Consider the following 22,194-nt stretch of genomic DNA (forward strand, 5'->3'; position numbering starts at 1 on the left):
TAAGGAGATGTCGCATGTGGTATTTTGCCTGGATTCTCGGCACCTTGCTGGCCTGTGCTTTTGGTATCGTGACTGCGCTGGCGATTGAGCAGGCTGACGCGCAGGAAACGTCGCGCTGATGCGCAGACGTATTCGGATGCTCTGTGATCTGATGGATAAGGGCCCGCTGCGGGTCCTTTCACTGCTGCTGGCGCTGGTGATGGCCGAAGCGGTAATGTGGGACCCGACGCGCCTGACTGACCAGGCAAGCACGTTACCCGCCGTGCAGGGGCTGGTGCTGATCTGGGCAGTCTGCACGGGCGTTATCCACGGCGTAGGTTTTCAGCCACAAAAGCGCCGATGGCAGGCGCTTTTCACACCGTTACCCGCCGTGCTGGTATTATGCCTGGCGCTTTACCGTTTTTACCTCTGAATCCCCGTTTCACTGGCGCTGACAGTGAATTTTTGTCAGCGTCTGGTCAATAAATCTCCCTGAAATCGTTCCAGTTGTTACGGAGCGATAATTATTTTCGCCTGGCTCTGGCGACCCATTCCCAACCCCAATTCTCTTGCGTATAGTAGCAACGTTTAAAACGAGGCCGGGATGTAGAGTGAGTACAACGCTGTTTCGCTGGCCGGTTCGGGTCTATTACGAAGATACTGATGCCGGTGGTGTGGTTTATCACGCCAGCTATATCGCTTTTTATGAACGAGCACGTACCGAAATGTTGCGCCAGCACCATTTCAGTCAGCAGACGCTGTTAGAGCAGCAGGTCGCTTTTGTGGTGCGGCGTATGACGGTGGACTATCTGGCGGCGGCGCGTCTTGATGAGCTTCTGGAGATCCAGAGCGAAGTGACATCGATGACACGCGCTACCATGACGTTCACACAACGTATCGTGAATACTGAAGGCAAAGTGCTCAATGAGGCAGAAGTCCTGATTGCCTGCATTAACCCACATCTGATGAAGCCGATTGCGCTTCCCAAGTCTATTGTCGCGGAGTTCAAGCAGTGACTGACATGAACATTCTTGATTTGTTCCTGAAGGCGAGCCTTCTGGTCAAACTTATCATGTTGATTTTGATCGGCTTTTCTATTGCTTCCTGGGCCATCATTATTCAGCGCACACGTATTCTGAATGCGGCGGGCAGAGAAGCGGAGGCGTTTGAAGACAAATTCTGGTCCGGCATTGAGCTGTCCCGTCTTTATCATGAGAGTCAGGAACGTCGGGACGAGCTGGCGGGTTCGGAGCAGATCTTCTACGCCGGCTTTAAAGAGTTTGCCCGTCTGCATCGCGCCAACAATCATGCGCCGGAGGCGGTCATTGAAGGCGCCAGCCGTGCAATGCGCATCTCCATGAACCGCGAGCTGGAAGCGCTGGAAAACCATATTCCTTTCCTCGGCACCGTGGGGTCTATCAGCCCCTATATCGGCCTGTTCGGTACGGTCTGGGGAATTATGCACGCCTTTATTGCGCTGGGTGCGGTGAAGCAGGCGACGCTGCAGATGGTCGCGCCAGGTATTGCTGAAGCGCTGATTGCAACGGCAATCGGTCTGTTTGCCGCGATTCCGGCAGTTATGGCGTACAACCGTCTGAACCAGCGCGTCAACAAACTGGAGCAGGGCTACGACAACTTTATGGAAGAGTTCACTGCCATTCTGCATCGCCAGGCTTTCTCCAGCGATAGCGCTAAGTAAATAGAGGTTAATGATGGCCAGAGTACGTGGTCGCAAAAGCCGCGACCTGAAGTCGGAAATCAACATCGTTCCGCTCCTGGACGTCCTGTTGGTGCTGTTGCTGATCTTCATGGCGACGGCGCCCATTATTACCCAGAGCGTGGAAGTGGATCTGCCCGATGCCACCGACTCAAAAACCGTTTCCAGCGATGATAATCCGCCGGTCATCGTTGAAGTCGCGGGTGTGGGGCAATACAGTCTGGTCGTGGATCATGACCGCATGGACCAGCTTCCGCCCGAGCAAGTGATCAGCGAAGCGCAGCGTCGGCTGGAAGCAAATCCTAAGACAGTCTTTTTAATCGGGGGCGCGAAAGAGGTGCCTTACGATGAAATTATTAAAGCGCTGAACCTGCTGCACCAGGCGGGTGTTAAATCTGTCGGTTTGATGACGCAGCCGATTTAAAATCGAACCGTTTTTTGGGAACCGAGTGTGTCGAAGGCAACCGAGCAAAACGAGAAGTTAAAGCGCGCGATAATCATTTCGGTGATTCTGCATATCGTGCTGATCGCGCTGCTGATATGGAGCTCGTTCAATGAGCACATTGACCCCAGCAGTGCAGGGGGCGGCGGCGGTGATATTGATGCGGTCATGGTCGATCCCGGTGCCGTTGTCAGCCAATACAATCGCCAGCAGAACCAGCAGAGCGACAGTCAGCGTGCTGAGCAGCAGCGTAAAAAGCAGGCACAGCAACAGGCTGAAGAGCTGCAGGAAAAACAGGCGGCTGAGCAGCAGCGACTGAAAGCGCTGGAAAAAGAGCGCTTAGCGGCGCAGGAAACGGCGAAAGAAGAAGCGAAGCAGCAGGCTGCGCAGCAGAAAGCAGCTGAAGAGGCGGCGAAGCAGGCGCAGGAGCAGCAGAAAACGGCTGAAGCCGCGGCGGCGAAAGCTAAAGCAGAGGCAAAAGCGCAGGCTGATGCTCAGGCTAAAGCTGCCGCTGAAGAGGCGAAGCAGGCCGCCGCTGAGGCAAAAAAACAGGCTGACCAGCAGGCTAAGGCTGCTGCTGCGGCGGCGGCAAAAGAGAAAGCGGTAGCGGAAGCGAAGGCCAAATCGGAAGCGGATGCGAAAGCAGCCGCCGAAGCCAAAGCAAAAGCGGCTGAAGAAGCTAAAGCGAAAGCCGCCGAAGCGAAAGCGAAAGCTGCAGAAGAAGCTAAAGCGAAAGCAGCCGAAGCGAAAGCGAAAGCTGCGGAAGACGCCAAAGCCAAAGCTGCAGAAGAAGCTAAAGAAAAAGCTGCCGAGGCAGCCAAAGCTAAGGCTGAAGCGGCAAAAGAGGCCGCAAAAGAGAAGGCAGAAGCCGCAGCGAAAGCGAAAGCCGACGCCGCAGCCAAAGCTAAAGCCGATGCCGCGGCGAAAGCGAAAGCTGACGCCAAAGCCAAAGCGGCCGCCGAGGCGGCCAATGACAGCGACGTCGATGATTTACTGGGCGGCCTCACGTCCGGTAAGAATGCGCCGAAAAGCGGTGCTTCAGGTGGCGCAGCAGGGCAGGGAAACCAGAAGAAAGCCGGTGCAACAGGCGCGGAAATCAACTCCTACCTGGGACAGGTGGTCAGTGCGATTCAGAGCCGGTTCTATGATGCGGATCTCTATCGCGGAAAAACCTGTGATTTGCGGATTAAACTTGCGCCTGATGGATTGTTGATTGATGTTAAGGCAGAAGGGGGCGATCCTGCGCTCTGCCAGGCCGCGATTGCAGCCGCCAAACAGGCACGAATTCCGAAGCCGCCTTCGCAGGCGGTCTACGAAGTGTTTAAAAACGCGCCGATGCGTTTTAAACCGCAATAATGCAGTAACGGGCGGCAAGTTGATCTATGGTTAGCTTGCCGTACTAAGTCTTACTCGTGGTTTCCAGGAACAGTGCCAATTATCGTGGACTGAGGTTCAGATAAGGGAGATAAAATGAAGCAAGCTCTTCGCGTTACGTTAGGCTTTTTTATCCTGCTGTGGGCAGCCGTGCTGCATGCAGAGGTCCGGATTGAAATCACCCAGGGCGTGAACACCGCGCGTCCGATTGGCGTGGTGCCGTTTAAATGGGCTGGCTCAGGTGCCGCACCGGAAGATGTGGGCGGAATCGTTGCCGCTGACCTGCGCAACAGTGGTAAATTCAATCCGCTTGATCGTTCACGTCTGCCACAGCAGCCAACCAGTGCGCAGGAAGTTCAGCCTGCCGCCTGGAGTGCGCTGGGCATCGATGCGGTCGTGGTAGGCCAGGTTGCGTCTAACCCGGATGGCAGCTACCAGGTCTCTTATCAGCTGGTGGATACCGGCGGTGCGCCAGGCACTGTGCTGGCTCAGAACTCCTACAAAGTGACCAAACAGTGGCTGCGTTATGCTGCGCATACTGCCAGCGATGAAACCTTCCAGAAACTGACCGGTATCAAGGGCGCTTTCCGCACCCGTATCGCCTACGTCGTACAGACTAACGGCGGCCAGTTCCCGTATGAACTGCGCGTTGCCGATTATGACGGTTACAACCAGTTTGTTGTACATCGTTCACCGCAGCCGCTGATGTCACCAGCCTGGTCTCCGGACGGCAGCAAAGTCGCCTACGTGACCTTTGAAAGTGGCAAGTCTGCGCTGGTAGTTCAGACCCTCTCTAACGGTGCGATTCGTCAGGTGGCGTCTTATCCACGTCACAATGGTGCGCCCGCGTTCTCACCAGATGGTTCTAAGCTGGCGTTCGCGCTCTCTAAAACCGGCAGCCTGAACCTCTATGTGATGGATCTCGCCTCCGGTCAGACACGTCAGGTGACCGACGGTCGCTATAACAGCACTGAACCGACCTGGTTCCCGGATAGCCAGACACTGGCTTATACTTCCGATCAGGCTGGTGCACCTCAGATCTACAAAATTGGCGTTAATGGCGGCACACCACAGCGTATTACCTGGGAAGGGGGTCAGAACCAGGACGCAGATGTCGCAACAGACGGTAAATCAATGGTGATGATTAGCACCAGCGGTGGTGCGCAACACGTCGCCAAACAGGATCTGGAAACGGGAGCCGTTCAAACGTTAACGGACACGTTCCTGGATGAAACGCCGAGCCTGGCACCAAACGGCACAATGGTAATCTACAGCTCTACTCAGGGTATGGGTTCCGTGCTGCATCTGGTTTCAACCGACGGCCGTTTCAAAGCGCGTCTTCCGGCAACTGATGGACAGGTAAAATTTCCTGCCTGGTCGCCGTATCTGTAATGTCTGATTTGTCAGACATCGCAAACAATAAACAATAATGGGATTTTTGAAATGCAACTGAACAAAGTGCTGAAGGGTTTGATGCTGGCTCTGCCGGTTCTGGCAGTAGCAGCTTGTAGCTCACACAAAAACAACAACAATGACCAGACTGGCATGGGCGCTGATGGCGCTTACGGTGCAAACTCTGGCATGAACGGCAACGGCGGCAACATGTCTTCAGACGAGCAGGCGCGTCTGCAGATGCAGCAGCTGCAGCAGAACAACATCGTGTACTTCGGCCTGGACAAATATGACGTTCAGTCTGATTACGCACAGATGCTGGATCAGCACGCAAGCTTCCTGCGCAGCAACCCGTCTTACAAAGTGACTATCGAAGGTCACGCGGATGAGCGCGGTACGCCGGAATACAACATCGCCCTGGGCGAGCGTCGTGCTAACGCCGTTAAAATGTACCTGCAGGGTAAAGGCGTGTCAGCTGATCAGATGTCTATCGTTTCTTACGGTAAAGAGAAGCCAGCCGTTCTGGGTCATGACGAAGCAGCGTACTCTAAAAACCGTCGTGCCGTACTGGTCTACTAAGAGAATCACATGGTTAGTAACTTCAGACGTCATCTCCTGAGTCTGTCGTTACTGATTGGCGTAGCGGCCCCCTGGGCCGCTAATGCCCAAGCGTCAATCAGTAGCGTTGGCTCCGGCTCGGTCGAAGACCGTGTCACCACTCTTGAACGAATCTCCAATGCCCAGGCTCAGCTGATGCAACAACTGCAGCAGCAGATGAGCGATAACCAGCGTGATATCGATGCGTTGCGTGGGCAAATCCAGCAAAATACGTATCAGCTGAATCAGGTGGTCGAGCGGCAGAAGCAGCTTTACCAGCAGATCGACAGCCTGAGCAGCGCCAGCAGCAGCGGCGGGCAGCAGGCAGCCGGCGGCGATGCCGCAGCAGATACCGGTGCAGCGGCCACCGCAGGCGCAGGCGCGGCCGCATCGGCGCAGAGTGCGCCGGCGCAAACCGGTGACGCGAACAGCGATTACAATGCGGCTGTGGCGCTCATTCTGGAGAAGAAACAGTATGACCAGGCGATCAGCGCGCTTCAGGCGTGGGTAAAACGTTATCCGGATTCGACCTATCAGCCGAATGCGAATTACTGGCTCGGTCAGCTGAACTACAACAAAGGCAAAAAGGACGACGCGGCTTACTATTACGCCACGGTAGTGAAGAACTATCCAAAGTCGCCGAAAGCCGCAGAAGCGCTGTTTAAAGTGGGCGTTATCATGCAGGAGAAAAAAGACACGGCGAAAGCCAAAGCGGTCTTCCAGCAGGTGATTAAACTTTATCCGGATACCGATTCTGCGAAACAGGCTCAGAAACGTCTGGCAAGCCTGTAATTTGACCGGTTATGGCCAGATATCGTGTGATTTCTGGTCTTGCCGTATGAAAGGTAGGCAGTTGGCACTTCTGGCAGAAATAAGAGTTGCGCTACCTCGGTAAATCAGTAATATATGCCGCCGTTGCCGGGACACATTGCAGATGTGTCTGGTAAGCCTGAAGATGGGTCGTTAGCTCAGTTGGTAGAGCAGTTGACTTTTAATCAATTGGTCGCAGGTTCGAATCCTGCACGACCCACCATCTTCTTCAGACGCGTGTTAATTGCGTCGTGTTCAGAAGAGGCCTTCAGCATTGCTTCACAGTCATAAGATGGGTCGTTAGCTCAGTTGGTAGAGCAGTTGACTTTTAATCAATTGGTCGCAGGTTCGAATCCTGCACGACCCACCATCTTATCTCAGCCGCCCGGCGTGCTGAACGATTGTAAGCCCCCCAGCGGGTCGTTAGCTCAGTTGGTAGAGCAGTTGACTTTTAATCAATTGGTCGCAGGTTCGAATCCTGCACGACCCACCAATTAAGGAAAAAGCGCCTCGGGCGCTTTTTTCGTTTTCAGGGCACGTGATCAGATGTGCAGGGTGAGAACCTGCAGCAGGTTCGACTGAATCGCCTGCGATTCAGGCTGATGCGCCAGCATCACCCAGAGGGCGAGGCCCATCGGGCCGGGGCCATCCTGCACGACCCATCCATTAAGGAAAAAGCGCCTCGGGCGCTTTTTTCGTTTTCAGGGCACGTGATCAGATTTGCAGGGTGAGAACCTGCAGCAGGTTCGACTGAATCGCCTGCGATTCAGGCTGATGCGCCAGCATCACCCCAGGGCGAGGCCCATCGGGCCGGGGCCATCCTGCACGACCCACCCATTAAGGAAAAAGCGCCTCGGGCGCTTTTTTCGTTTTCAGGGCACGTGATCAGATGTGCAGGATGAGAACCTGCAGCAGGTTCGACTGAATCGCCTGCGATTCAGGCTGATGCGTCAGCATCACCCAGAAGGCGAGGCCCATCGGGCCGGGGCAATCCTGCACGACCCACCCATTAAGGAAAAAGCGCCTCAGGCGCTTTTTTCGTTTTCAGCGTCTGGCAAACAGCTTCGACTTAGTGACGCTGTGATTCAGGCTGAGCCGCCAGCCTGCCTCTTCACCGCCACCGTCACGGCTTTTTCTTCACTTTCGCCACCGCCAGGCTCTCCCAGATATGCATCACCGCATAGCTGCGCCAGGGCCGCCAGGCGAGTGATCGCGCCTCGGCCTGTGAGGCCGTCATGCCGCCCAGATTATTGCGGATGGCGATATCCTCTTTGGGAAAAGCATCCGGCCAGCGCAGGGCGCGCATCGCAATATAGTGTGCAGTCCAGGGGCCAATGCCAGGCAAACTAACCAGCTTCTTTATCACCTCGTCTGGCGACTGAGCAGCACTGAGCCGCAGGTCGCCGCTGGCACAGGCAGTGGCAAAGGCAATAATGGCACGAGAGCGCGCGGCGCTGACGATGCCGAGCGGCGCCACGTCATCTACCGTCGATGCGGCAATACGTTCAGGCAGCGCGGTGTAGCGGGTCAGATCGGGAAAAGGTGTTTCACAAGGCTCGCCGAACGCGGCGGCAAAACGGCTACTGACGGTAGTGGCCGCTTTGACCGTCACCTGCTGGCCGATAATCGCACGTACGCCCAGTTCAAAGGCGTCGAACGCGCCAGGTACGCGCAGACCGGGATGTGCCAGCAGGCTGGGAGCCAGCAGGGGATCCTGTGACAGACAGGCCGCGATACGCTGCGGCTGAGCATCCAGATCGAACAGATCGCGCAGACGACGCAGCAGAAGCGGCAGCACCGGCGTCAGTGAGGCAGCGAGCGTCACCTGCAGCGCATTTTTCTGCGGCAGATGCGACACGCTGACCCAGCCCCGGCAGTGCCCTAATGCCACAGTGCGTCGCCAGCTGCCATCCTCCACCGCCTCGACCTCTTTCATCAGGTGCGTCTGCAAAAACCAGAGCATTGCTGCCCAGTCGTAGGGCGGGCGATAAGCCAGCTGCAGCGTAATGCGGTCACCCGACTCTGTGGCCTGAACGGTGCTCTCATCCCGGCGCAGCGCGCTGGGCGTCATCCGGTAGCGTGTCTGAAACACATCGTTAAAACGCCGCAGGCTGCGAAAGCCGCTGGCGTAGGCGACTTCCGTGATCGGCAGCCGGGTTTCCGTCAGCAGCTGCTTCGCCAGTAACATGCGGCGCGTCTGTTTAAGCTCCAGTGGTGACACCCCCAGCTCCTGCTGCACGATACGCCGCAACTGACGCAGACTGAGCCCGAACTCTTCAGCAATCGCTTCCAGCCCGTCGCGCTCCTCCAGCATGCCCTCCTCAATACGCTGAACCAGCCGCTCCGCCACGCGATGAGGCTGATCGACCGGCGCGTTTCCCGGGGCCAGCTCAGGGCGACAGCGCAGGCAGGGCCGAAAGCGGGCTTTCTCCGCCGCCTCGGCGCTGCTGAAGAACAGACAGTTTTTAAGCATCGGCGCTTTCACCGGACAGACCGGACGGCAGTAAATGCCGGTGGAGGTAACGCCCACAAAGAAAACGCCGTCGAAGCGGGTATCACGAGAGGTCAGCGCCTGGTAGGCAATTTCGGGACTGAGCATGGCATTTCTCCGGTAAAGAGCTGCAGTCTATACCGGCATACTCCGTCAGACTGGCTGTTTTCGGACAGCACATTAGTTTAGCCACATGACCGGAAACAGCCAGTCAGGGCCCGGAAAAGTGCGATAATGGGCGACGGAACCATGACGGGAGAATCACCATGTATTACTTCAGCGCAATAGCCACCCCGGTGGGCGAGCTTAAACTGGTCGCCAGCGACAGCGGCCTGGCAGGTATCCTGTGGGAAAATGACGATCCGAAACGCACCCGGTTTTTGCCGCAGGTGCGGGATGACGACCATCCTGTTCTGCGTGAAACCGAGCGTCAGCTTAACGAGTACTTTGCCGGTGAGCGGCGCGAATTCAACCTGCCGCTCGATTTTGTCGGCACGGATTTCCAGAAAAAGGTCTGGCAGGCGCTGGTGGCGATCCCGTTTGGCGAAACGCGAAGCTACAGTCAGATTGCGCGAGAGATCGGCCATCCGCTGGCCGTGCGTGCAGTTGGCGCGGCCAACGGGCGTAATCCGCTCTCGATTGTTGCGCCGTGTCATCGTGTCATCGGAGCCAACGGCAAGCTCACCGGCTTTGCAGGCGGGCTGGATAGCAAAGCTTTCCTGCTGTCGCTGGAAAGACCACAGCAATCGCTAGCGCTGGCCGGGGAAACGCCGCCGGCGGGATAAGCACGATGACCAGTCCGGCATAAAAAGCGCACGACAGGGCCCGTTTTTTTCGTTATCGTGTTTAGCATATAAAACACGATGACGCGGTAATCGCGTAATTTGCCTGAAAAGGCAATTTTTCGTTAACCAGATAAAACGAGAGCAGTGCCATGAGTGTGATGTTCGATCCTGAAAGCGCCGTTTATCCCTTTCCGCCCAAACCTGCCCGCCTGAGCGACGATGAGAAGACGTTCTATCGTGAGAAAATCAAAGCGCTGCTGAAAGCGCGCAACGCGGTGATGGTGGCCCATTACTACACCGATCCGGAGATTCAGGCGCTGGCAGAGGAAACGGGCGGCTGCGTCTCCGATTCTCTGGAGATGGCGCGCTTTGGCAGCAACCACGCTGCGACCACGCTGCTGGTGGCGGGTGTGCGCTTTATGGGGGAAACCGCCAAAATCCTTAGCCCGGAAAAAACCGTGCTGATGCCCACTCTTCAGGCAGAGTGCTCGCTGGATCTTGGCTGCCCGATTGAGGAGTTCAATGCGTTCTGCGATGCCCATCCCGATCGTACCGTCGTGGTTTATGCCAATACGTCCGCCGCTGTAAAAGCGCGGGCCGACTGGGTCGTCACCTCCAGCATTGCGGTCGAGCTGATTGAGCACCTCGACAGCCTGGGCGAAAAGATCATCTGGGCACCGGATCGCCATCTTGGCCGTTACGTCACCCAAAAATCGGGCGCAGATGTGCTGTGCTGGCAGGGTGCCTGTATCGTGCATGACGAATTCAAAACCCAGGCCCTGCAGCGGATGAAGGCGCTCTGCCCCGACGCGGCGGTGCTGGTGCATCCGGAGTCGCCGCAGGCGATTGTCGATCTGGCGGACGCGGTCGGCTCGACCAGCCAGCTGATCCAGGCCGCAAAGTCGCTACCACATCCGCAGATGATTGTGGCTACCGATCGCGGCATCTTCTACAAAATGCAGCAGGCTGTGCCGGACAAAGAGCTGCTGGAAGCGCCAACGGCGGGTGAGGGGGCGACCTGCCGCAGCTGTGCACATTGTCCGTGGATGGCGATGAATGGCCTGAAAGCGATTGCAGAGGCGCTGGAGTCGGGCGGGGTGGAACATGAGATTCAGGTGGATAAGACGCTGCGTGAGGCGGCGTTACTGCCGCTTAATCGCATGCTATCCTTTGCAGCAGACCTTAAACTCAATGTGAAGGGCAACGCGTAAGCGTTTTCCGGACAGGTGCTCTGCATGGACTTCTTCAGCACACACAATATTCTGGTTCATATTCCTCTTGGGGCAGGCGGCTACGATCTCTCATGGATTGAGGCTATCGGTACCCTGGCGGGCCTACTCTGCATCTGGTTTGCCAGCCTGGAAAAAATCATCAACTATCCTTTCGGCCTGATTAACGTCACGCTGTTCGCGGTGATTTTCTTCCAGATCCAGCTTTACGCCAGCCTGCTTCTTCAGCTCTTCTTCTTTGCCGCCAATCTCTATGGCTGGTACGCCTGGAGTCGCCAGACGGCCGATAACGAGGCGGCGCTGAAAATCCGCTGGCTGCCGCTGCCCAGGGCGCTGGCCTGGGGGGCGGGCTGTGTGATCGCGATTGCACTGATGACGCGCTATATCGATCCTGTGTTCGCGCTGCTGACCCGCGCGGCCGTTGCGCTGATGAACGCACTCGGTCTGGCGGTGGCCATGCCCGAACTGCAGCCGGATGCCTTTCCGTTCTGGGATGCCTGCATGATGGTGCTGTCGATTGCGGCGATGGTGCTGATGACGCGCAAATATGTCGAGAACTGGCTGCTGTGGGTGATCATCAATGTGATCAGTGTGATGATATTCGCCCGTCAGGGCGTCTATGCGATGTCGCTGGAGTATGCGATTCTGACGCTGATCGCGCTGAATGGTTCACGTATCTGGATCCGCAGCGCGCGACAACAGGGTTCCCGCGCGCTGTCGGCTCAGTGAGTGTGCGCCTTGCCTCTGGCGTGCGCCGGGTCAGGCTTATGGTCATGATCATGGTCGTGACCCGCCGAATGGCTGTGGTGATGGCTGCCAGCCGCCGCGCGGCTTAAGCCCAGTTCACATTCGGCACCGGTGCAGGGCTGATATTCCATCTGCACCGTGGCATGTTCAATTTGGTAGTGCTGCCGCAGATAGTCGTGAATACGGTGCAGCAGCGCATCGTGATCGTAAGGCGGGATCACCTGCGCATGCAGCGTCAGCAGCGGCTTTTCACCCACCTGCCACAAATGTACATGATGAACATTGCGCACTTCGGCGATGTTCAGCGTGAGATCGCGCATCAGCCGGTTCACATCAAGCGAATGCGGTGCACCTTCCAGTAACTCCTGCAGACTCTCCCGCAACAGCGACCAGGCGCTGCGCAGCACCAGCAGCGAAACCAGCAGCGACAGAATCGGGTCGATGGGCATCCAGCCGGTCAGCAGAATAATCACGGCTGCCACGATGGCCCCCACCGACCCCAGCAGATCCCCCATGACATGCAGCGCAGCCGCACGTACGTTGAGGTTTTTCTCTTCGCTGCCGTGATGCAGCAGCCAGAATGACAGGAGATTGGCCAGCAGCCCGCCAATCGCGATCCCCAGCATCAGGCCACCGGTCACCGGCTGCGGATCGGCGAAGCGGCGCACCGCCTCCCAGACAATCAGCGCGGTGATGCCCAGCAGCGCAATGGCGTTTACAAAGGCCGCCAGCGTAGTCAGCCGCAGCAGACCAAAGGTATGGCGTGCGTTGGGTTTGCGCCGTGAAAATTGCACGGCCAGTAACGCCATCAGCAGCGCGGCGGCATCGGTCAGCATGTGCCCGGCATCCGCCAGCAGCGCCAGCGAACCGGAGATCCAGCCGCCAATGACTTCGGCAACCATAAAAAGAACGGTCACCCCGAAGGCGGCCGCCAGACGCGTGCGATTAGTGTCCTGCCCGCTATGAGTGTGGGTGTGTGCCATAAGATTCCAGTTTTTTGAGTAACCTGTTGGTTAATAATATCAGTGATTGCCACGTTTCAGAGGGATCCTGATGCGCGCCTGCCTGTTCCATCAGCTGCTGGCTAAGCTGCGCACCCTGATCCAGGCCCGCCAGCAACCAGCTTCCCTTCATCCGGTGCGCCGCGCCGGCAAAGGTGGTCCAGTCTGCCCGGGCGTACGCCTCATGCATAGCCGCCAGATCCTGTGTCAGTGTGCTATACAGTGTCCGGCTCAGGCGAGCGAGAAAGGTCCTGTTCTGCTGTGCCAGTTGCCACAGATTGTCATCCAGCGCCGCCAGCGGATCGCGCTGAAACGCCATCAGCAGCGCGCGAAGATCGGCCAGCTGAACGGGTTTAATCAGCACCCGCTCCCGCGCTTCCAGAGGGCGCGTCAGCAGCTGCGCGTCAGCCGAGCAGAGCACCCGCATCGCCTGCCATCCACGCTGACGGTCACGACGCCGCAGCAGGCGCAGCAGCAGCGTGCCGTCAGGCCGGGGCATCATCTGGTCGATAAACAGCAGGTCATACGGCCGCTGCGCATCGGCCCGCAAAAGCGCACGTCCCTCCTCAAAAATATCGGCCTGAATTGCGAAGCGCGTCAGCTGCTGCTGCATCACCAGCAGATTGGCCGGATGGTCGTCCACAATGGCCACCCGGAGTTCAGGGAAAGCGGGCAGGGTAGTTTCATCTTCAGGACCGGGTGAGATGGCAGGCTCCAGCGGCAGCGTGACGGTCACCTGTGTTCCCTGACCGGGTTCAGAGACAAGCCGGATATCGCCCCCCATCCGCAGCACCATCTCACGACAGATAAACAGCCCCAGCCCGCTGCCCTGCACCGAAACCGCTTTTCCGGACGGGGCCTGATACCAGGGATCAAACAGCTTCCGCTGTTCATCCGGCGGAATCCCGCTGCCAGAGTCGCTGACCTGCAGGATCAGCTGCTGCTCTGCGGCCAGCGTCAGTCGGATTGTGCCGTGACGGGTAAATTTCAGCGCGTTGGTCACCAGATTGTTGACCACCTGCTGCAGGCGGTCAGCATCGATCATTACATTCTCAGGCAGCGGTGTCAGCGCCTCAACGATCAGACGCGGCCCCTCTGCGCGCATCAAAGGATGATAAAAGTGCTGCTGCCGATCAAGCCACTGCGCCAGCGCCAGTGGACGCGGTGCCAGGGTAAAACTGTTGCTCTCAATACGCGCATGATCCTGCAGGTCATTCAGCAGAGTCAGCAAAGCATGTGCGCTGCTGTGCAGTAGCGTCAGGTTCTGGCTGCTGCGCTGCTGCTTCTCCAGTTCCAGCAGTCCCAGGATCGCCTGCATCGGCGTACGCAGCTCATGGCTGACGGTCGCCAGAAACTGACTTTTCATCGCATTGGCATGTTCGGCCTGCTCACGCTGCTGCCGCTCCCGGCGCTGCTGCCAGTAGCGCCGCGCCAGCAGCAGCAGCAGCAGGACAATCGCCGCCCCCGCCACCGCCAGTACCATCATCGGCAGCGAACGCATGGCCATCACGCTACCAGGCTGCGGGGGCGTGGACCAGCTGTCGCGCATCCGGCTCTGCGTGTCAGTCGGGATCTGCTGCAATGCGCGGTCGAGCAGAGTGCGCAGCACCGGCTGGTCGGGCGCTACGCCGAGCGCAACGGGCCAGGCGATGTCGCTGGCGGCAAAGGCGAGGTGAATGCGGGCGTCACCGCGGCTGGCGATGCGCCAGCGAGCAGAGAGCACATTATCGACCAGCGCATCAATTTCACCCTTTGCCAGCGCATCATAGAGGCTGTTACGGTCGGCAAAGGACCGGGAGAGCAGATCAGCAGGTAACAGACGCTGCGCCAGGTCACCCTGCAACACACCAATCCGCCTGCCGCGCAGATCGCGCCAGTGCGCAGGCGTATCCGGGCGGATGCTGTAGATTCCCCACAGGGCGCGCCACACCGGCAGCGAGGTGCTCTGCATTGCCTCGCCGTTCAGTGGCTGCATCAGCTGTAGCATCGCCTGCTGCTGCGCCATCAGCGTACTGGCCTGACGGGGATTGCTGATCCACACCGGTTCAAACTGCAAACCGGTGCTCTGGGCAATCGCTTTCAGCAATTCGACGCTGTAGCCCCGGGCGGTGCCACTGGCGTCACGGTAACTCCAGGGATAATTATCGGGTTCGGCGGTGTAAGTAATACGCGGATGCGCGGCTATCCAGGCACGTTCTGTCGGGCTGAGCATCAGGGTCTGCGTATCCTGATAGCGTGGCAGGCTGCTGCTCCAGCGGGCCTGCAGCGTATTCATCAGTTCCGCAGGCAGCTGACGCAGGCTCTGATTAATCCAGCCGATCAACTGGGGATCGCGCGCGATCGCGCGCAGATTGAGCTGTCCGGCGTCGATATGAGAAGCGATCTGATAGATCTGACCCTGCTGCAGCTGGCTCAGCAGGAAACCGGCGCTGGTTTCATCGGCCACCAGATAGTCATTCTGCTGATTCAGCAGCGTATAGAGCGCCTGGAGGTCATTGCTGTAGTGACGCCAGCTATGGCGAGCTGCCAGCGCAGGCGGAAGCTGTGCCAGAGTACTGTCGCTGATCGCCAGCGTCGCATTGTGACTATTGAACATTACGGCACGCTGGTTCTGCTGATTGCGATAGACACGCAACGGGCTGCTGTACCAGTTGTCGCTGCTCAGCAGCGTGTCGGGCAGGGGGGCATTCCACATGCCCAGTGCAAAATCGAGCTGGCCGCTGTTCAGCGCCTGCAGCAGCTGTTGCTGATCGCGGTAGAGGCTGAGCGTGAACTGCGCACCGGTCAGCTGTCGCAGCGCAGAGAGATAGTCGGCGTTAATCCCGTAAAGATCGTTGCCGATACGCATCGTCCAGGGCGCGTGGTTCTCTTCCAGCAGACCGACGCGCAGAATTTTGCCCTGCATGGTATCAGCATGGGTCACCGGCAGCATCATCGGCAGATTCACGCTGCTCACCGGTCGCACCTCAGCCAGCGCCGGACCACACAGCATCAGCAGGATCAGCAGCACGGTTCTCACTGCTGTGCTTTCCACAGGTCAGCCAGCTCTACCACCGAGCGGGCACCGGTCTTTTCCAGAATGTTCTTTTTATGCGTACTGACGGTTTTATTACTGATGTGTAGCTGGTCAGCGATCTGCAGGTTAGACAGGCCGCTGGCCAGCAGCGCCAGAATCTGCTGCTCTTTCTGTGTCAGCGGCAGTTCAGGCTCATCTTCTTCCCCCGGCGGAAAGGCCGTCTGCCCGCCCAGCACCGCCAGGATGGCGCTGAGCAGCTGTGCCATGCGCTGACTCTTTACCACATAACCCGCGGCACCCAGCGCCTGGGCGCGCCGCACATAATGCCGTGTCTGCTGTGCGGAGTAGATCAGAACCGGGCAGTCGGGTCGATGGATCCTCAGGCGGCGCAGGATCTCCAGGCCATCGTCATCCGGCAGGCCAATATCCAGCACAATGATATTCAGTGGCAGCTGAAGCAGGGGACGGGCGGCTTTTTCACTGCTGGCAGAGAGGAGCTGGATCGGAACAGGTGACTGAATCAGCGCGGCTTCAAGTGCCACTTCGACCAGCGGGTGATCGTCAATCAAAAGCAAAACGGCCATGAAGGATTTCCTGTCTGTTTAACAGGATTAGCATAGCGGAAGAGTCGGACGGAAGGGAGAGAAACCAGGAGAGCGTGCGCTCTCCTGGTTAAAACAGCATTACTGCGTGGTGCCGTCAGTTTTGGTATTGACGTCGCCGCCACCCACTTTGGTTTCAACCTTACGATTGATGTTCGGACACTTGCCATCTTTACACTGGCTGTTCTGGTCAATTTCATCGGCAGACATATTGCCTGCACTGGTGGTGCTGCCTGACGTGGCAGGATTCATGTCCTGGCCGGTGTTGTTGATTTTATTATTGTCGACATTATTTGGCGGCAGATTCTCTTTGGCGCCTGGTGCAACGGCACCTGCGCTCGCTGCCTGATTCGCTGTGCCGTTATTACTGCCCTCAGCCAGAGCCGCGCCGCTGCCCAGTGTCATTGCTGCTGTCAAAAAGAGTAAGGCAAACTTTTTCATCATTATACTCCCATCAATAATCGAAGAGGCGTTGAGCCCAGAGGGGCAATTTCGGGTAAGAAAATCCCTGACGAAATAATATCCGCCAGTTTGCTTAAACAGGATGATTAAATTGTGTAAGCGGGACGTTCCTCAGTGCATACCTATAAAAAGTCTAGTCGGTAACCTGATTATTGCAAATATCACCCGCACCACTGAACCGCTGCGGGAATTTACACCCCTGGCGCTTCGGGCTACATTGGGCAGGTTGTGTCCGGCGGGCGCCGGGCCAGAAATAATATGGAATCAGTATGAATTACCAGAACGATGACTTACGCATTAAAGAGATTAAAGAGCTCTTACCTCCCGTTGCGCTGCTCGAAAAATTCCCGGCGACCGATCGTGCTGCACAGACCGTTTCACAGGCTCGTCAGGCGATTCATCAGATCCTGCAGGGCCGGGACGATCGCCTGCTGGTGGTGATTGGACCCTGCTCCATTCATGATCCTGACGCGGCGAAAGAGTATGCCGGTCGCCTGCTGGCGCTGCGCGATGAGCTGAAGGGCGAACTCGAAGTGGTGATGCGCGTCTATTTCGAAAAGCCACGCACTACCGTGGGCTGGAAGGGGCTGATCAACGATCCCTATATGGACAACAGCTATCAGCTCAACGACGGCCTGCGCCTGGCGCGTAAACTGCTGCTGGATATCAACGACAGCGGCTTACCGGCAGCAGGCGAGTTTCTGGATATGATCACCCCGCAGTATGTGGCTGACCTGATGAGCTGGGGCGCGATTGGCGCGCGGACGACTGAATCTCAGGTTCACCGCGAGCTGGCTTCGGGGCTCTCCTGCCCGGTCGGTTTCAAAAACGGCACTGACGGCACAATCAAGGTGGCGATCGATGCCATCAATGCTGCCGGTTCGCCGCACTGTTTCCTGTCAGTCACCAAATATGGTCACTCTGCGATTGTCGAAACCAGCGGCAACGGCGACTGCCATATCATCCTGCGCGGCGGCAAAGAGCCGAACTACAGCGCGAAGCACGTGGCGGAAGTAAAAGAGGGGCTGGCGAAAGCGGGTCTGCCTCAGCAGGTAATGATCGACTTCAGCCACGCCAACAGCAGCAAGCAGTTCCAGCGTCAGATGGATGTCGCAAATGACGTCGCGCAGCAGCTGAGCGGCGGAGAGCAGGCGATTGTTGGTGTGATGATCGAGAGCCACCTGGTGGAAGGCAACCAGAGCCTGGAGAGCGGTGAGCCGCTGGTCTATGGCAAAAGCGTCACTGACGCCTGCATCGGCTGGGAAGACACGGACAAAGTCCTGCGTCAGCTGGCGGCAGCGGTAAAACAGCGTCGCGGCTAAGCCATTGCCGTTCAGGCAGCTGAATGCTGCCCAATAAAAAAGGCCAGACGGCAGTCTGGCCTTTATGCCTTTCAGCGCGGGATTACTTCGCTTTACCCTGATTCGCAACGGCTGCGGCTTTCGCGGCAATCTCGTCCTGGTCGCCCAGGTAGTAGCGTTTTAGTGGTTTGAAGTTTTCGTCGAACTCATAGACCAGCGGCACGCCGGTTGGAATGTTCAGTTCGAGGATCTCATCTTCGCTCAGGTTATCCAGATATTTTACCAGCGCGCGCAGGGAGTTACCGTGTGCGGCGATGATCACTTTCTCACCGCTTTTGATGCGCGGCAGAATAGTGTCGTTCCAGTAAGGGATAACGCGGTCAATGGTCAGCGCCAGGCTTTCGGTCGTCGGCAGCTGTTCCGGCGTCAGTTTCGCGTAACGCGGGTCATGGCCAGGAAAACGCTCATCGGCACGGTCCAGCTCTGGCGGGGTCACCGCAAAGCCGCGGCGCCACTGCTTAACCTGCTCATCGCCATATTTCGCAGCAGTTTCCGCTTTGTCCAGACCCTGCAGCGCACCGTAGTGACGCTCGTTCAGACGCCAGGTTTTCTCAACCGGCAGCCAGGCCTGATCCAGCTCATCCAGCACATTCCACAGCGTATGAATCGCACGCTTCAGTACCGAGGTGTAAGCGAAATCAAAGACAAAGCCCTCTTTCTTCAGCAGCTGGCCCGCTGATTTGGCTTCGCCACGACCTTTCTCAGAAAGGTCAACATCATACCAACCGGTAAAGCGGTTTTCGTTGTTCCACTGGCTTTCGCCGTGTCGCACCAGAACCAGCTTAGTTACAGCCATAGCTTAACTCCTTAATACTGTGATGTTTCTGTGAGATTGGAAACCTGAAGCTGCCCGCCATAAACACGAGCGGATTGCGCCATACCATAACGGAAAAGCGGGCAGCGCGTAAGCCTGTGTGTGACGCACTGCGCGTTTTTCAGCCGGCCGCTCAGTGTGGCGTGAAGCGATAACGCGTCACGGATTCCCAGCGGTCTCCCGGCTGCAGCCAGCAATCGGGCTGCGGCCATTCAGCGTGGTTGGGCGAATCCGGTAAAAATTCACTCTCCAGCGCGATGCCCTGAAAGGCAGTATAGCTTCCCTGTTCGCGGGCACGGGTTCCGGCCAGATAGTTACCGGAGTAGAACTGCAATGCCGGTGCCGAGGTGGTCACGCTGAGCTGCAATCTGCCATCTTCCGACCAGAGTTCCGCCGCGGGCTGAGTAGCGTCGCCTGCGCTGTTAAGCAGGAAGGCGTGATCGTAGCCCCTGACGGCCCGCTGATCCTCGTCCGCCAGGAAATCCTGTGCGACAACTTTGGCGTGACGGAAATCGAAACTGGTATCGGCAACGGCTTTCAGCGGCGCATTCGGAATGCCTTCGCTGTCGACTGGCAGATAGTGGTCGGCGTGCAGTTGTAAGCGATGCTGTCGGGCGTCGCCATGATGCGCATCAAGGTTGAAGTAGGCATGGTTGGTCAGGTTGACCGGGCAGGGCTGATCGCAGCGCGCTTCATAGTGGATATTCAGGCAGTTCTGATCATCCAGCTGGTAACGCAAATCGGCAATCAGATTGCCCGGATAGCCCTGATCGCCATCCGGTGAATCGAGGCGATAGTGCACCTCGCTGTCGCTCTGGCTGACGATCTGCCAGCGGCGCTTATCAAAGCCTTCCGGTCCGCCATGCAGCTGATGTATCCCCTGATTCGGCACCAGCTGGCGATTCAGTTTATTCAGCGTTGCTCCGGCAATACGGTTTGCGTAACGGCCCACCGTCGCGCCCAGATAGGCATCCTGATGCAGATAGTCAGAGGGCGTGGCGCAGCCGAGCAGCGCCTCACGCACCGTGCCATCCTGCATCGGCACGCGGGCGGAGAGCCAGGTCGCGCCCCAGTCCATAAAGGTCACCAGCATGCCGCTGGCATTGCGCAATACGGTGATACGCCACGGCTGTCCGTCGGGCGCGTGGGAGTTGACGTCATTCAGCATAGGCCGGCCCCTTCAGAGGCTTTGCAGACGTAGAAGGTCTCTTTGATGCCGGTCGCGGCTTCATACTGCTCTGCCACGGCCGCTTTCACCTGTTCAACGCGATCCTGTGGCATCAGCGCGACGATACAGCCGCCGAAGCCGCCGCCGGTCATGCGCACACCGCCATGCTCGCCGATCTGCGCCTTGACGATCGCTACCAGCGTATCAATTGGCGACACGGTGATCTCAAAATCGTCACGCATTGAGGCGTGCGATTCAGCCATCAGCTCGCCCATGCGCGTCAGATCGCCCCGGGTCAGCGCATCGGCTGCTTCCAGGGTGCGGGCGTTTTCGGTCAGAACGTGACGCACTCGTTTTGCTACCTGGGGATCGAGCTGCGATTCTGCCGCTTCGAACTCTGCCAGCTCCACGTCACGCAGCGCCTTTTTATTAAAGAAACGCGCGCCCGCTTCACACTGCTCACGGCGGGTGTTGTATTCGCTGCCGACCAGGGTACGACGGAAGTTAGAGTTGATAATCACCACGGCGACATCGTCGGGCATTGAGACCGGACGGGTGCCCAGCGTACGGCAGTCCAGCAGCATTGCATGATCTTTCTGGCCCAGCGCCGAGATCAGCTGGTCCATGATGCCGCAGTTGCAGCCCACGAACTGGTTCTCCGCTTCCTGGCCGTTGACCGCGATGGCCGCGCCATCCAGCGGCAGATTGTAGAGCTGCTGCACCACGGTGCCGACCGCCACTTCCAGCGAGGCGGAGGAGCTGAGGCCCGCACCCTGCGGCACATTGCCGCTGATCACCATATCAATGCCGCCAAAGTCGGCATGACGCTGCTGCAGATGCTTCACCACGCCGCGCACATAGTTGGCCCACATCGGCGCCTGCACGCTGACGATGGCCTCATCCAGCGAAAACGTGTCCTGCGCATTCTCATAGTCTGCGGCGACAACGCGGATCTGACGGTCGTCACGACGGGCGCAGGCAATTACGGTCTGATAGTCAATGGCACACGGCAGCACAAAGCCATCGTTGTAGTCGGTATGCTCGCCAATCAGGTTAACGCGTCCCGGCGCCTGAACGGTATGTGTGGCGGCGTAACCAAAGGTGTCAGAGAAAAGCTGCTGCGTGATGGTTTTTAAGCTCATTGTTGTGCCTCACGGAAGTGAACGTCGCTGACAGAACGCAGACGTTCCGCCGCCTGTTCCGCCGTTAAATCGCGTTGGGTTTCGGCCAGCATCTCATAGCCGACCATAAATTTGCGTACCGTTGCTGAGCGCAGCAGCGGCGGATAGAAATGCGCATGCAGCTGCCAGTGATCGTTGGCTTCGCCATTGAACGGCGCACCGTGCCAGCCCATGGAGTAGGGGAAGGAGCACTGGAACAGGTTGTCATAGCGGCTGGTCAGCTTTTTGATCGCTAAAGCCAGGTCAGTGCGCTGCGCCTCATTGAGGTCGGTCAGACGTCTGACGTGCGCTTTGGGCAGCAGCAGGGTTTCGAACGGCCAGGCGGCCCACCATGGCACCACGGCCAGCCAGTGGTCCGTTTCCACCACGGTGCGGCTGCCATCCTGCTGCTCACGCGCGAGGTAATCGACCAGCATCGGTGAGCCTTTTTTAGCGAAGTAGTCGCGCTGGTGGTCATCTTCGCGCTGCGCTTCGTTCGGCAGGAAACTGTTGGCCCAGACCTGACCGTGCGGATGCGGGTTAGAGCAGCCCATCGCCGCGCCTTTATTTTCGAAAACCTGCACCCACGGATAGTGCTGCCCCAGGTCGGCGGTCTGTGCCTGCCAGGTGCGCACCACCTCTTCCAGCGCGCTCAGCGACATCTCCGGCAGCGTTTTGCTGTGATCGGGCGAGAAGCAGATAACCCGGCTGGTGCCGCGGGCGCTTTCACAACGCATCAGCAGATCGTCGCTGTCCGGCGCGTCGGGCGTATTGGTCATCAGCGCCGCAAAATCATTGGTGAAAACGTAGGTGCCAGGATAATCCGGGTTTTTGTCGCCGGTGATACGGGTGTTGCCGGCACACAGGAAGCAGTCGGGATCGTGGCTCGGTAATGTATTCACCGCCGGGGTTTCCTGCGCGCCTTGCCACGGACGTTTGGCCCGATGCGGTGAAACTAAAATCCATTGATCAATCAGTGGATTGTAACGGCGATGCGGATGATCGACCGGGTTGAATTTGTCCATGTGAGATCCTGGTAAGCGTCAA

At 57.9% G+C, this 22,194-nt stretch carries 22 protein-coding genes, 3 tRNA genes and 1 other RNA gene; 17 read left to right on the forward strand and 9 right to left on the reverse strand.

Annotation, left to right across the window (positions count from 1 at the left end):
* The first annotated feature begins 14 nt into the window (after positions 1-14).
* The 13 genes from cydX to ACLHDD_RS03000 all read left to right on the forward strand — a co-directional run bounded on the left by cydX (position 15) and on the right by ACLHDD_RS03000 (position 7,319).
* Positions 15-119: a cytochrome bd-I oxidase subunit CydX gene (cydX, locus tag ACLHDD_RS02940; protein ID WP_427102865.1), complete on the forward strand. Its 105-nt coding sequence runs from the start codon at positions 15-17 to the stop codon at positions 117-119.
* Positions 119-412, forward strand: a complete 294-nt coding sequence (gene ybgE, locus ACLHDD_RS02945) for a cyd operon protein YbgE (protein WP_427102866.1) — start codon at positions 119-121, stop codon at positions 410-412. Before cydX ends, ybgE begins: the two co-directional genes overlap by 1 nt.
* A gap of 178 nt (positions 413-590) precedes the next feature.
* Positions 591-995, forward strand: coding sequence for a tol-pal system-associated acyl-CoA thioesterase (gene ybgC / locus ACLHDD_RS02950; protein ID WP_427102867.1), 405 nt, complete (start codon positions 591-593; stop codon positions 993-995).
* Positions 992-1,678, forward strand: a complete 687-nt coding sequence (tolQ, locus tag ACLHDD_RS02955) for a Tol-Pal system protein TolQ (protein ID WP_427102868.1) — start codon at positions 992-994, stop codon at positions 1,676-1,678. Before ybgC ends, tolQ begins: the two co-directional genes overlap by 4 nt.
* Positions 1,679-1,691: 13 nt before the next feature.
* Positions 1,692-2,120, forward strand: coding sequence for a colicin uptake protein TolR (tolR, locus tag ACLHDD_RS02960; protein WP_013357153.1), 429 nt, complete (start codon positions 1,692-1,694; stop codon positions 2,118-2,120).
* A gap of 27 nt (positions 2,121-2,147) precedes the next feature.
* Positions 2,148-3,494, forward strand: a complete 1,347-nt coding sequence (gene tolA, locus ACLHDD_RS02965) for a cell envelope integrity protein TolA (protein WP_427102869.1) — start codon at positions 2,148-2,150, stop codon at positions 3,492-3,494.
* A gap of 114 nt (positions 3,495-3,608) precedes the next feature.
* Positions 3,609-4,904 (forward strand): Tol-Pal system beta propeller repeat protein TolB, encoded by a 1,296-nt coding sequence (tolB, locus tag ACLHDD_RS02970; RefSeq protein WP_427102870.1) that lies wholly within the window; start codon positions 3,609-3,611, stop codon positions 4,902-4,904.
* Between the two features lie 51 nt (positions 4,905-4,955).
* Positions 4,956-5,483, forward strand: a complete 528-nt coding sequence (gene pal, locus ACLHDD_RS02975) for a peptidoglycan-associated lipoprotein Pal (protein ID WP_111141611.1) — start codon at positions 4,956-4,958, stop codon at positions 5,481-5,483.
* A 9-nt stretch (positions 5,484-5,492) separates the two neighbouring features.
* The gene (gene cpoB, locus ACLHDD_RS02980; protein WP_288477865.1) at positions 5,493-6,293 is read left to right on the forward strand and encodes a cell division protein CpoB; all 801 of its coding nucleotides are present in this window, start codon (positions 5,493-5,495) and stop codon (positions 6,291-6,293) included.
* Between the two features lie 165 nt (positions 6,294-6,458).
* Positions 6,459-6,534: transfer RNA gene (locus ACLHDD_RS02985), tRNA-Lys, on the forward strand.
* Positions 6,535-6,605: 71 nt separating this feature from the next.
* Positions 6,606-6,681: transfer RNA gene (locus ACLHDD_RS02990), tRNA-Lys, on the forward strand.
* A gap of 47 nt (positions 6,682-6,728) precedes the next feature.
* Positions 6,729-6,804, forward strand: a tRNA-Lys gene (locus ACLHDD_RS02995).
* 384 nt (positions 6,805-7,188) lie between these two features.
* A non-coding RNA gene (locus tag ACLHDD_RS03000) (RtT sRNA) lies at positions 7,189-7,319 on the forward strand.
* A gap of 115 nt (positions 7,320-7,434) precedes the next feature.
* Here ACLHDD_RS03000 and ACLHDD_RS03005 read toward each other — a convergent pair.
* The gene (locus ACLHDD_RS03005) at positions 7,435-8,910 is read right to left on the reverse strand and encodes an AlkA N-terminal domain-containing protein (RefSeq protein ID WP_427102871.1); all 1,476 of its coding nucleotides are present in this window, start codon (positions 8,908-8,910) and stop codon (positions 7,435-7,437) included.
* A gap of 158 nt (positions 8,911-9,068) precedes the next feature.
* On the opposite strand from ACLHDD_RS03005, the gene ACLHDD_RS03010 reads away from it, so the two are divergent.
* The 3 genes from ACLHDD_RS03010 (at position 9,069) to pnuC (ending at position 11,545) form a co-directional block, all read left to right on the forward strand.
* Positions 9,069-9,587, forward strand: a complete 519-nt coding sequence (locus tag ACLHDD_RS03010) for a methylated-DNA--[protein]-cysteine S-methyltransferase (protein WP_427102872.1) — start codon at positions 9,069-9,071, stop codon at positions 9,585-9,587.
* Positions 9,588-9,736: 149 nt separating this feature from the next.
* Positions 9,737-10,798, forward strand: a complete 1,062-nt coding sequence (nadA, locus tag ACLHDD_RS03015; RefSeq protein WP_427102873.1) for a quinolinate synthase NadA — start codon at positions 9,737-9,739, stop codon at positions 10,796-10,798.
* Between the two features lie 24 nt (positions 10,799-10,822).
* Positions 10,823-11,545, forward strand: a complete 723-nt coding sequence (gene pnuC, locus ACLHDD_RS03020; protein WP_427102874.1) for a nicotinamide riboside transporter PnuC — start codon at positions 10,823-10,825, stop codon at positions 11,543-11,545.
* Here the strand turns inward: pnuC and zitB are convergent.
* The 4 genes from zitB to ACLHDD_RS03040 all read right to left on the reverse strand — a co-directional run bounded on the left by zitB (position 11,539) and on the right by ACLHDD_RS03040 (position 16,626).
* Complete coding sequence (gene zitB / locus ACLHDD_RS03025; RefSeq protein WP_427102875.1) at positions 11,539-12,546, reverse strand: CDF family zinc transporter ZitB; 1,008 nt, start codon at positions 12,544-12,546, stop codon at positions 11,539-11,541. The two genes, pnuC and zitB, sit on opposite strands and share 7 nt — an antisense overlap.
* Positions 12,524-15,598 (reverse strand): ATP-binding protein, encoded by a 3,075-nt coding sequence (locus ACLHDD_RS03030; protein ID WP_427102876.1) that lies wholly within the window; start codon positions 15,596-15,598, stop codon positions 12,524-12,526. Before ACLHDD_RS03030 ends, zitB begins: the two co-directional genes overlap by 23 nt.
* Entirely contained in the window at positions 15,580-16,164 is a 585-nt protein-coding gene (locus ACLHDD_RS03035; protein ID WP_427102877.1) for a LuxR C-terminal-related transcriptional regulator, read from the reverse strand. Before ACLHDD_RS03035 ends, ACLHDD_RS03030 begins: the two co-directional genes overlap by 19 nt.
* A 99-nt stretch (positions 16,165-16,263) precedes the next feature.
* Positions 16,264-16,626 (reverse strand): YbgS-like family protein, encoded by a 363-nt coding sequence (locus tag ACLHDD_RS03040; protein WP_427102878.1) that lies wholly within the window; start codon positions 16,624-16,626, stop codon positions 16,264-16,266.
* Between the two features lie 287 nt (positions 16,627-16,913).
* On the opposite strand from ACLHDD_RS03040, the gene aroG reads away from it, so the two are divergent.
* Complete coding sequence (gene aroG / locus ACLHDD_RS03045; RefSeq protein WP_427102879.1) at positions 16,914-17,966, forward strand: 3-deoxy-7-phosphoheptulonate synthase AroG; 1,053 nt, start codon at positions 16,914-16,916, stop codon at positions 17,964-17,966.
* An 82-nt stretch (positions 17,967-18,048) separates the two neighbouring features.
* On the opposite strand, the gene gpmA is transcribed toward aroG, so the two are convergent.
* From gpmA to galT, 4 genes are all read right to left on the reverse strand, one after another.
* The gene (gpmA, locus tag ACLHDD_RS03050) at positions 18,049-18,801 is read right to left on the reverse strand and encodes a 2,3-diphosphoglycerate-dependent phosphoglycerate mutase (RefSeq protein ID WP_009091367.1); all 753 of its coding nucleotides are present in this window, start codon (positions 18,799-18,801) and stop codon (positions 18,049-18,051) included.
* Positions 18,802-18,952: 151 nt separating this feature from the next.
* The gene (galM, locus tag ACLHDD_RS03055) at positions 18,953-19,987 is read right to left on the reverse strand and encodes a galactose-1-epimerase (RefSeq protein ID WP_427102880.1); all 1,035 of its coding nucleotides are present in this window, start codon (positions 19,985-19,987) and stop codon (positions 18,953-18,955) included.
* On the reverse strand, positions 19,981-21,129 hold the full coding sequence (gene galK / locus ACLHDD_RS03060; RefSeq protein WP_427102881.1) for a galactokinase: 1,149 nt from the start codon (positions 21,127-21,129) through the stop codon (positions 19,981-19,983). Before galK ends, galM begins: the two co-directional genes overlap by 7 nt.
* Positions 21,126-22,172: a galactose-1-phosphate uridylyltransferase gene (gene galT, locus ACLHDD_RS03065; protein ID WP_427102882.1), complete on the reverse strand. Its 1,047-nt coding sequence runs from the start codon at positions 22,170-22,172 to the stop codon at positions 21,126-21,128. The genes galK and galT overlap by 4 nt, the downstream gene beginning before the upstream one ends.
* Positions 22,173-22,194 lie beyond the last annotated feature (22 nt).

This window comes from Pantoea sp. NSTU24 (assembly GCF_050157905.1).
Taxonomy (GTDB): domain Bacteria; phylum Pseudomonadota; class Gammaproteobacteria; order Enterobacterales; family Enterobacteriaceae; genus Pantoea.

Coding starts and splice junctions, on each gene's coding strand:
- ACLHDD_RS03040 (WP_427102878.1), bottom strand. CDS start 16,626: ATGATGAAAAAGTTTGCCTTACTCTTTTTGACAGCAGCAATGACACTG.
- tolB (WP_427102870.1), top strand. CDS start 3,609: ATGAAGCAAGCTCTTCGCGTTACGTTAGGCTTTTTTATCCTGCTGTGG.
- ACLHDD_RS03010 (WP_427102872.1), top strand. CDS start 9,069: ATGTATTACTTCAGCGCAATAGCCACCCCGGTGGGCGAGCTTAAACTG.
- cpoB (WP_288477865.1), top strand. CDS start 5,493: ATGGTTAGTAACTTCAGACGTCATCTCCTGAGTCTGTCGTTACTGATT.
- galM (WP_427102880.1), bottom strand. CDS start 19,987: ATGCTGAATGACGTCAACTCCCACGCGCCCGACGGACAGCCGTGGCGT.
- pal (WP_111141611.1), top strand. CDS start 4,956: ATGCAACTGAACAAAGTGCTGAAGGGTTTGATGCTGGCTCTGCCGGTT.
- zitB (WP_427102875.1), bottom strand. CDS start 12,546: ATGGCACACACCCACACTCATAGCGGGCAGGACACTAATCGCACGCGT.
- ybgE (WP_427102866.1), top strand. CDS start 119: ATGCGCAGACGTATTCGGATGCTCTGTGATCTGATGGATAAGGGCCCG.
- galK (WP_427102881.1), bottom strand. CDS start 21,129: ATGAGCTTAAAAACCATCACGCAGCAGCTTTTCTCTGACACCTTTGGT.
- cydX (WP_427102865.1), top strand. CDS start 15: ATGTGGTATTTTGCCTGGATTCTCGGCACCTTGCTGGCCTGTGCTTTT.
- galT (WP_427102882.1), bottom strand. CDS start 22,172: ATGGACAAATTCAACCCGGTCGATCATCCGCATCGCCGTTACAATCCA.
- pnuC (WP_427102874.1), top strand. CDS start 10,823: ATGGACTTCTTCAGCACACACAATATTCTGGTTCATATTCCTCTTGGG.
- tolR (WP_013357153.1), top strand. CDS start 1,692: ATGGCCAGAGTACGTGGTCGCAAAAGCCGCGACCTGAAGTCGGAAATC.
- ACLHDD_RS03035 (WP_427102877.1), bottom strand. CDS start 16,164: ATGGCCGTTTTGCTTTTGATTGACGATCACCCGCTGGTCGAAGTGGCA.
- nadA (WP_427102873.1), top strand. CDS start 9,737: ATGAGTGTGATGTTCGATCCTGAAAGCGCCGTTTATCCCTTTCCGCCC.
- ACLHDD_RS03005 (WP_427102871.1), bottom strand. CDS start 8,910: ATGCTCAGTCCCGAAATTGCCTACCAGGCGCTGACCTCTCGTGATACC.
- aroG (WP_427102879.1), top strand. CDS start 16,914: ATGAATTACCAGAACGATGACTTACGCATTAAAGAGATTAAAGAGCTC.
- gpmA (WP_009091367.1), bottom strand. CDS start 18,801: ATGGCTGTAACTAAGCTGGTTCTGGTGCGACACGGCGAAAGCCAGTGG.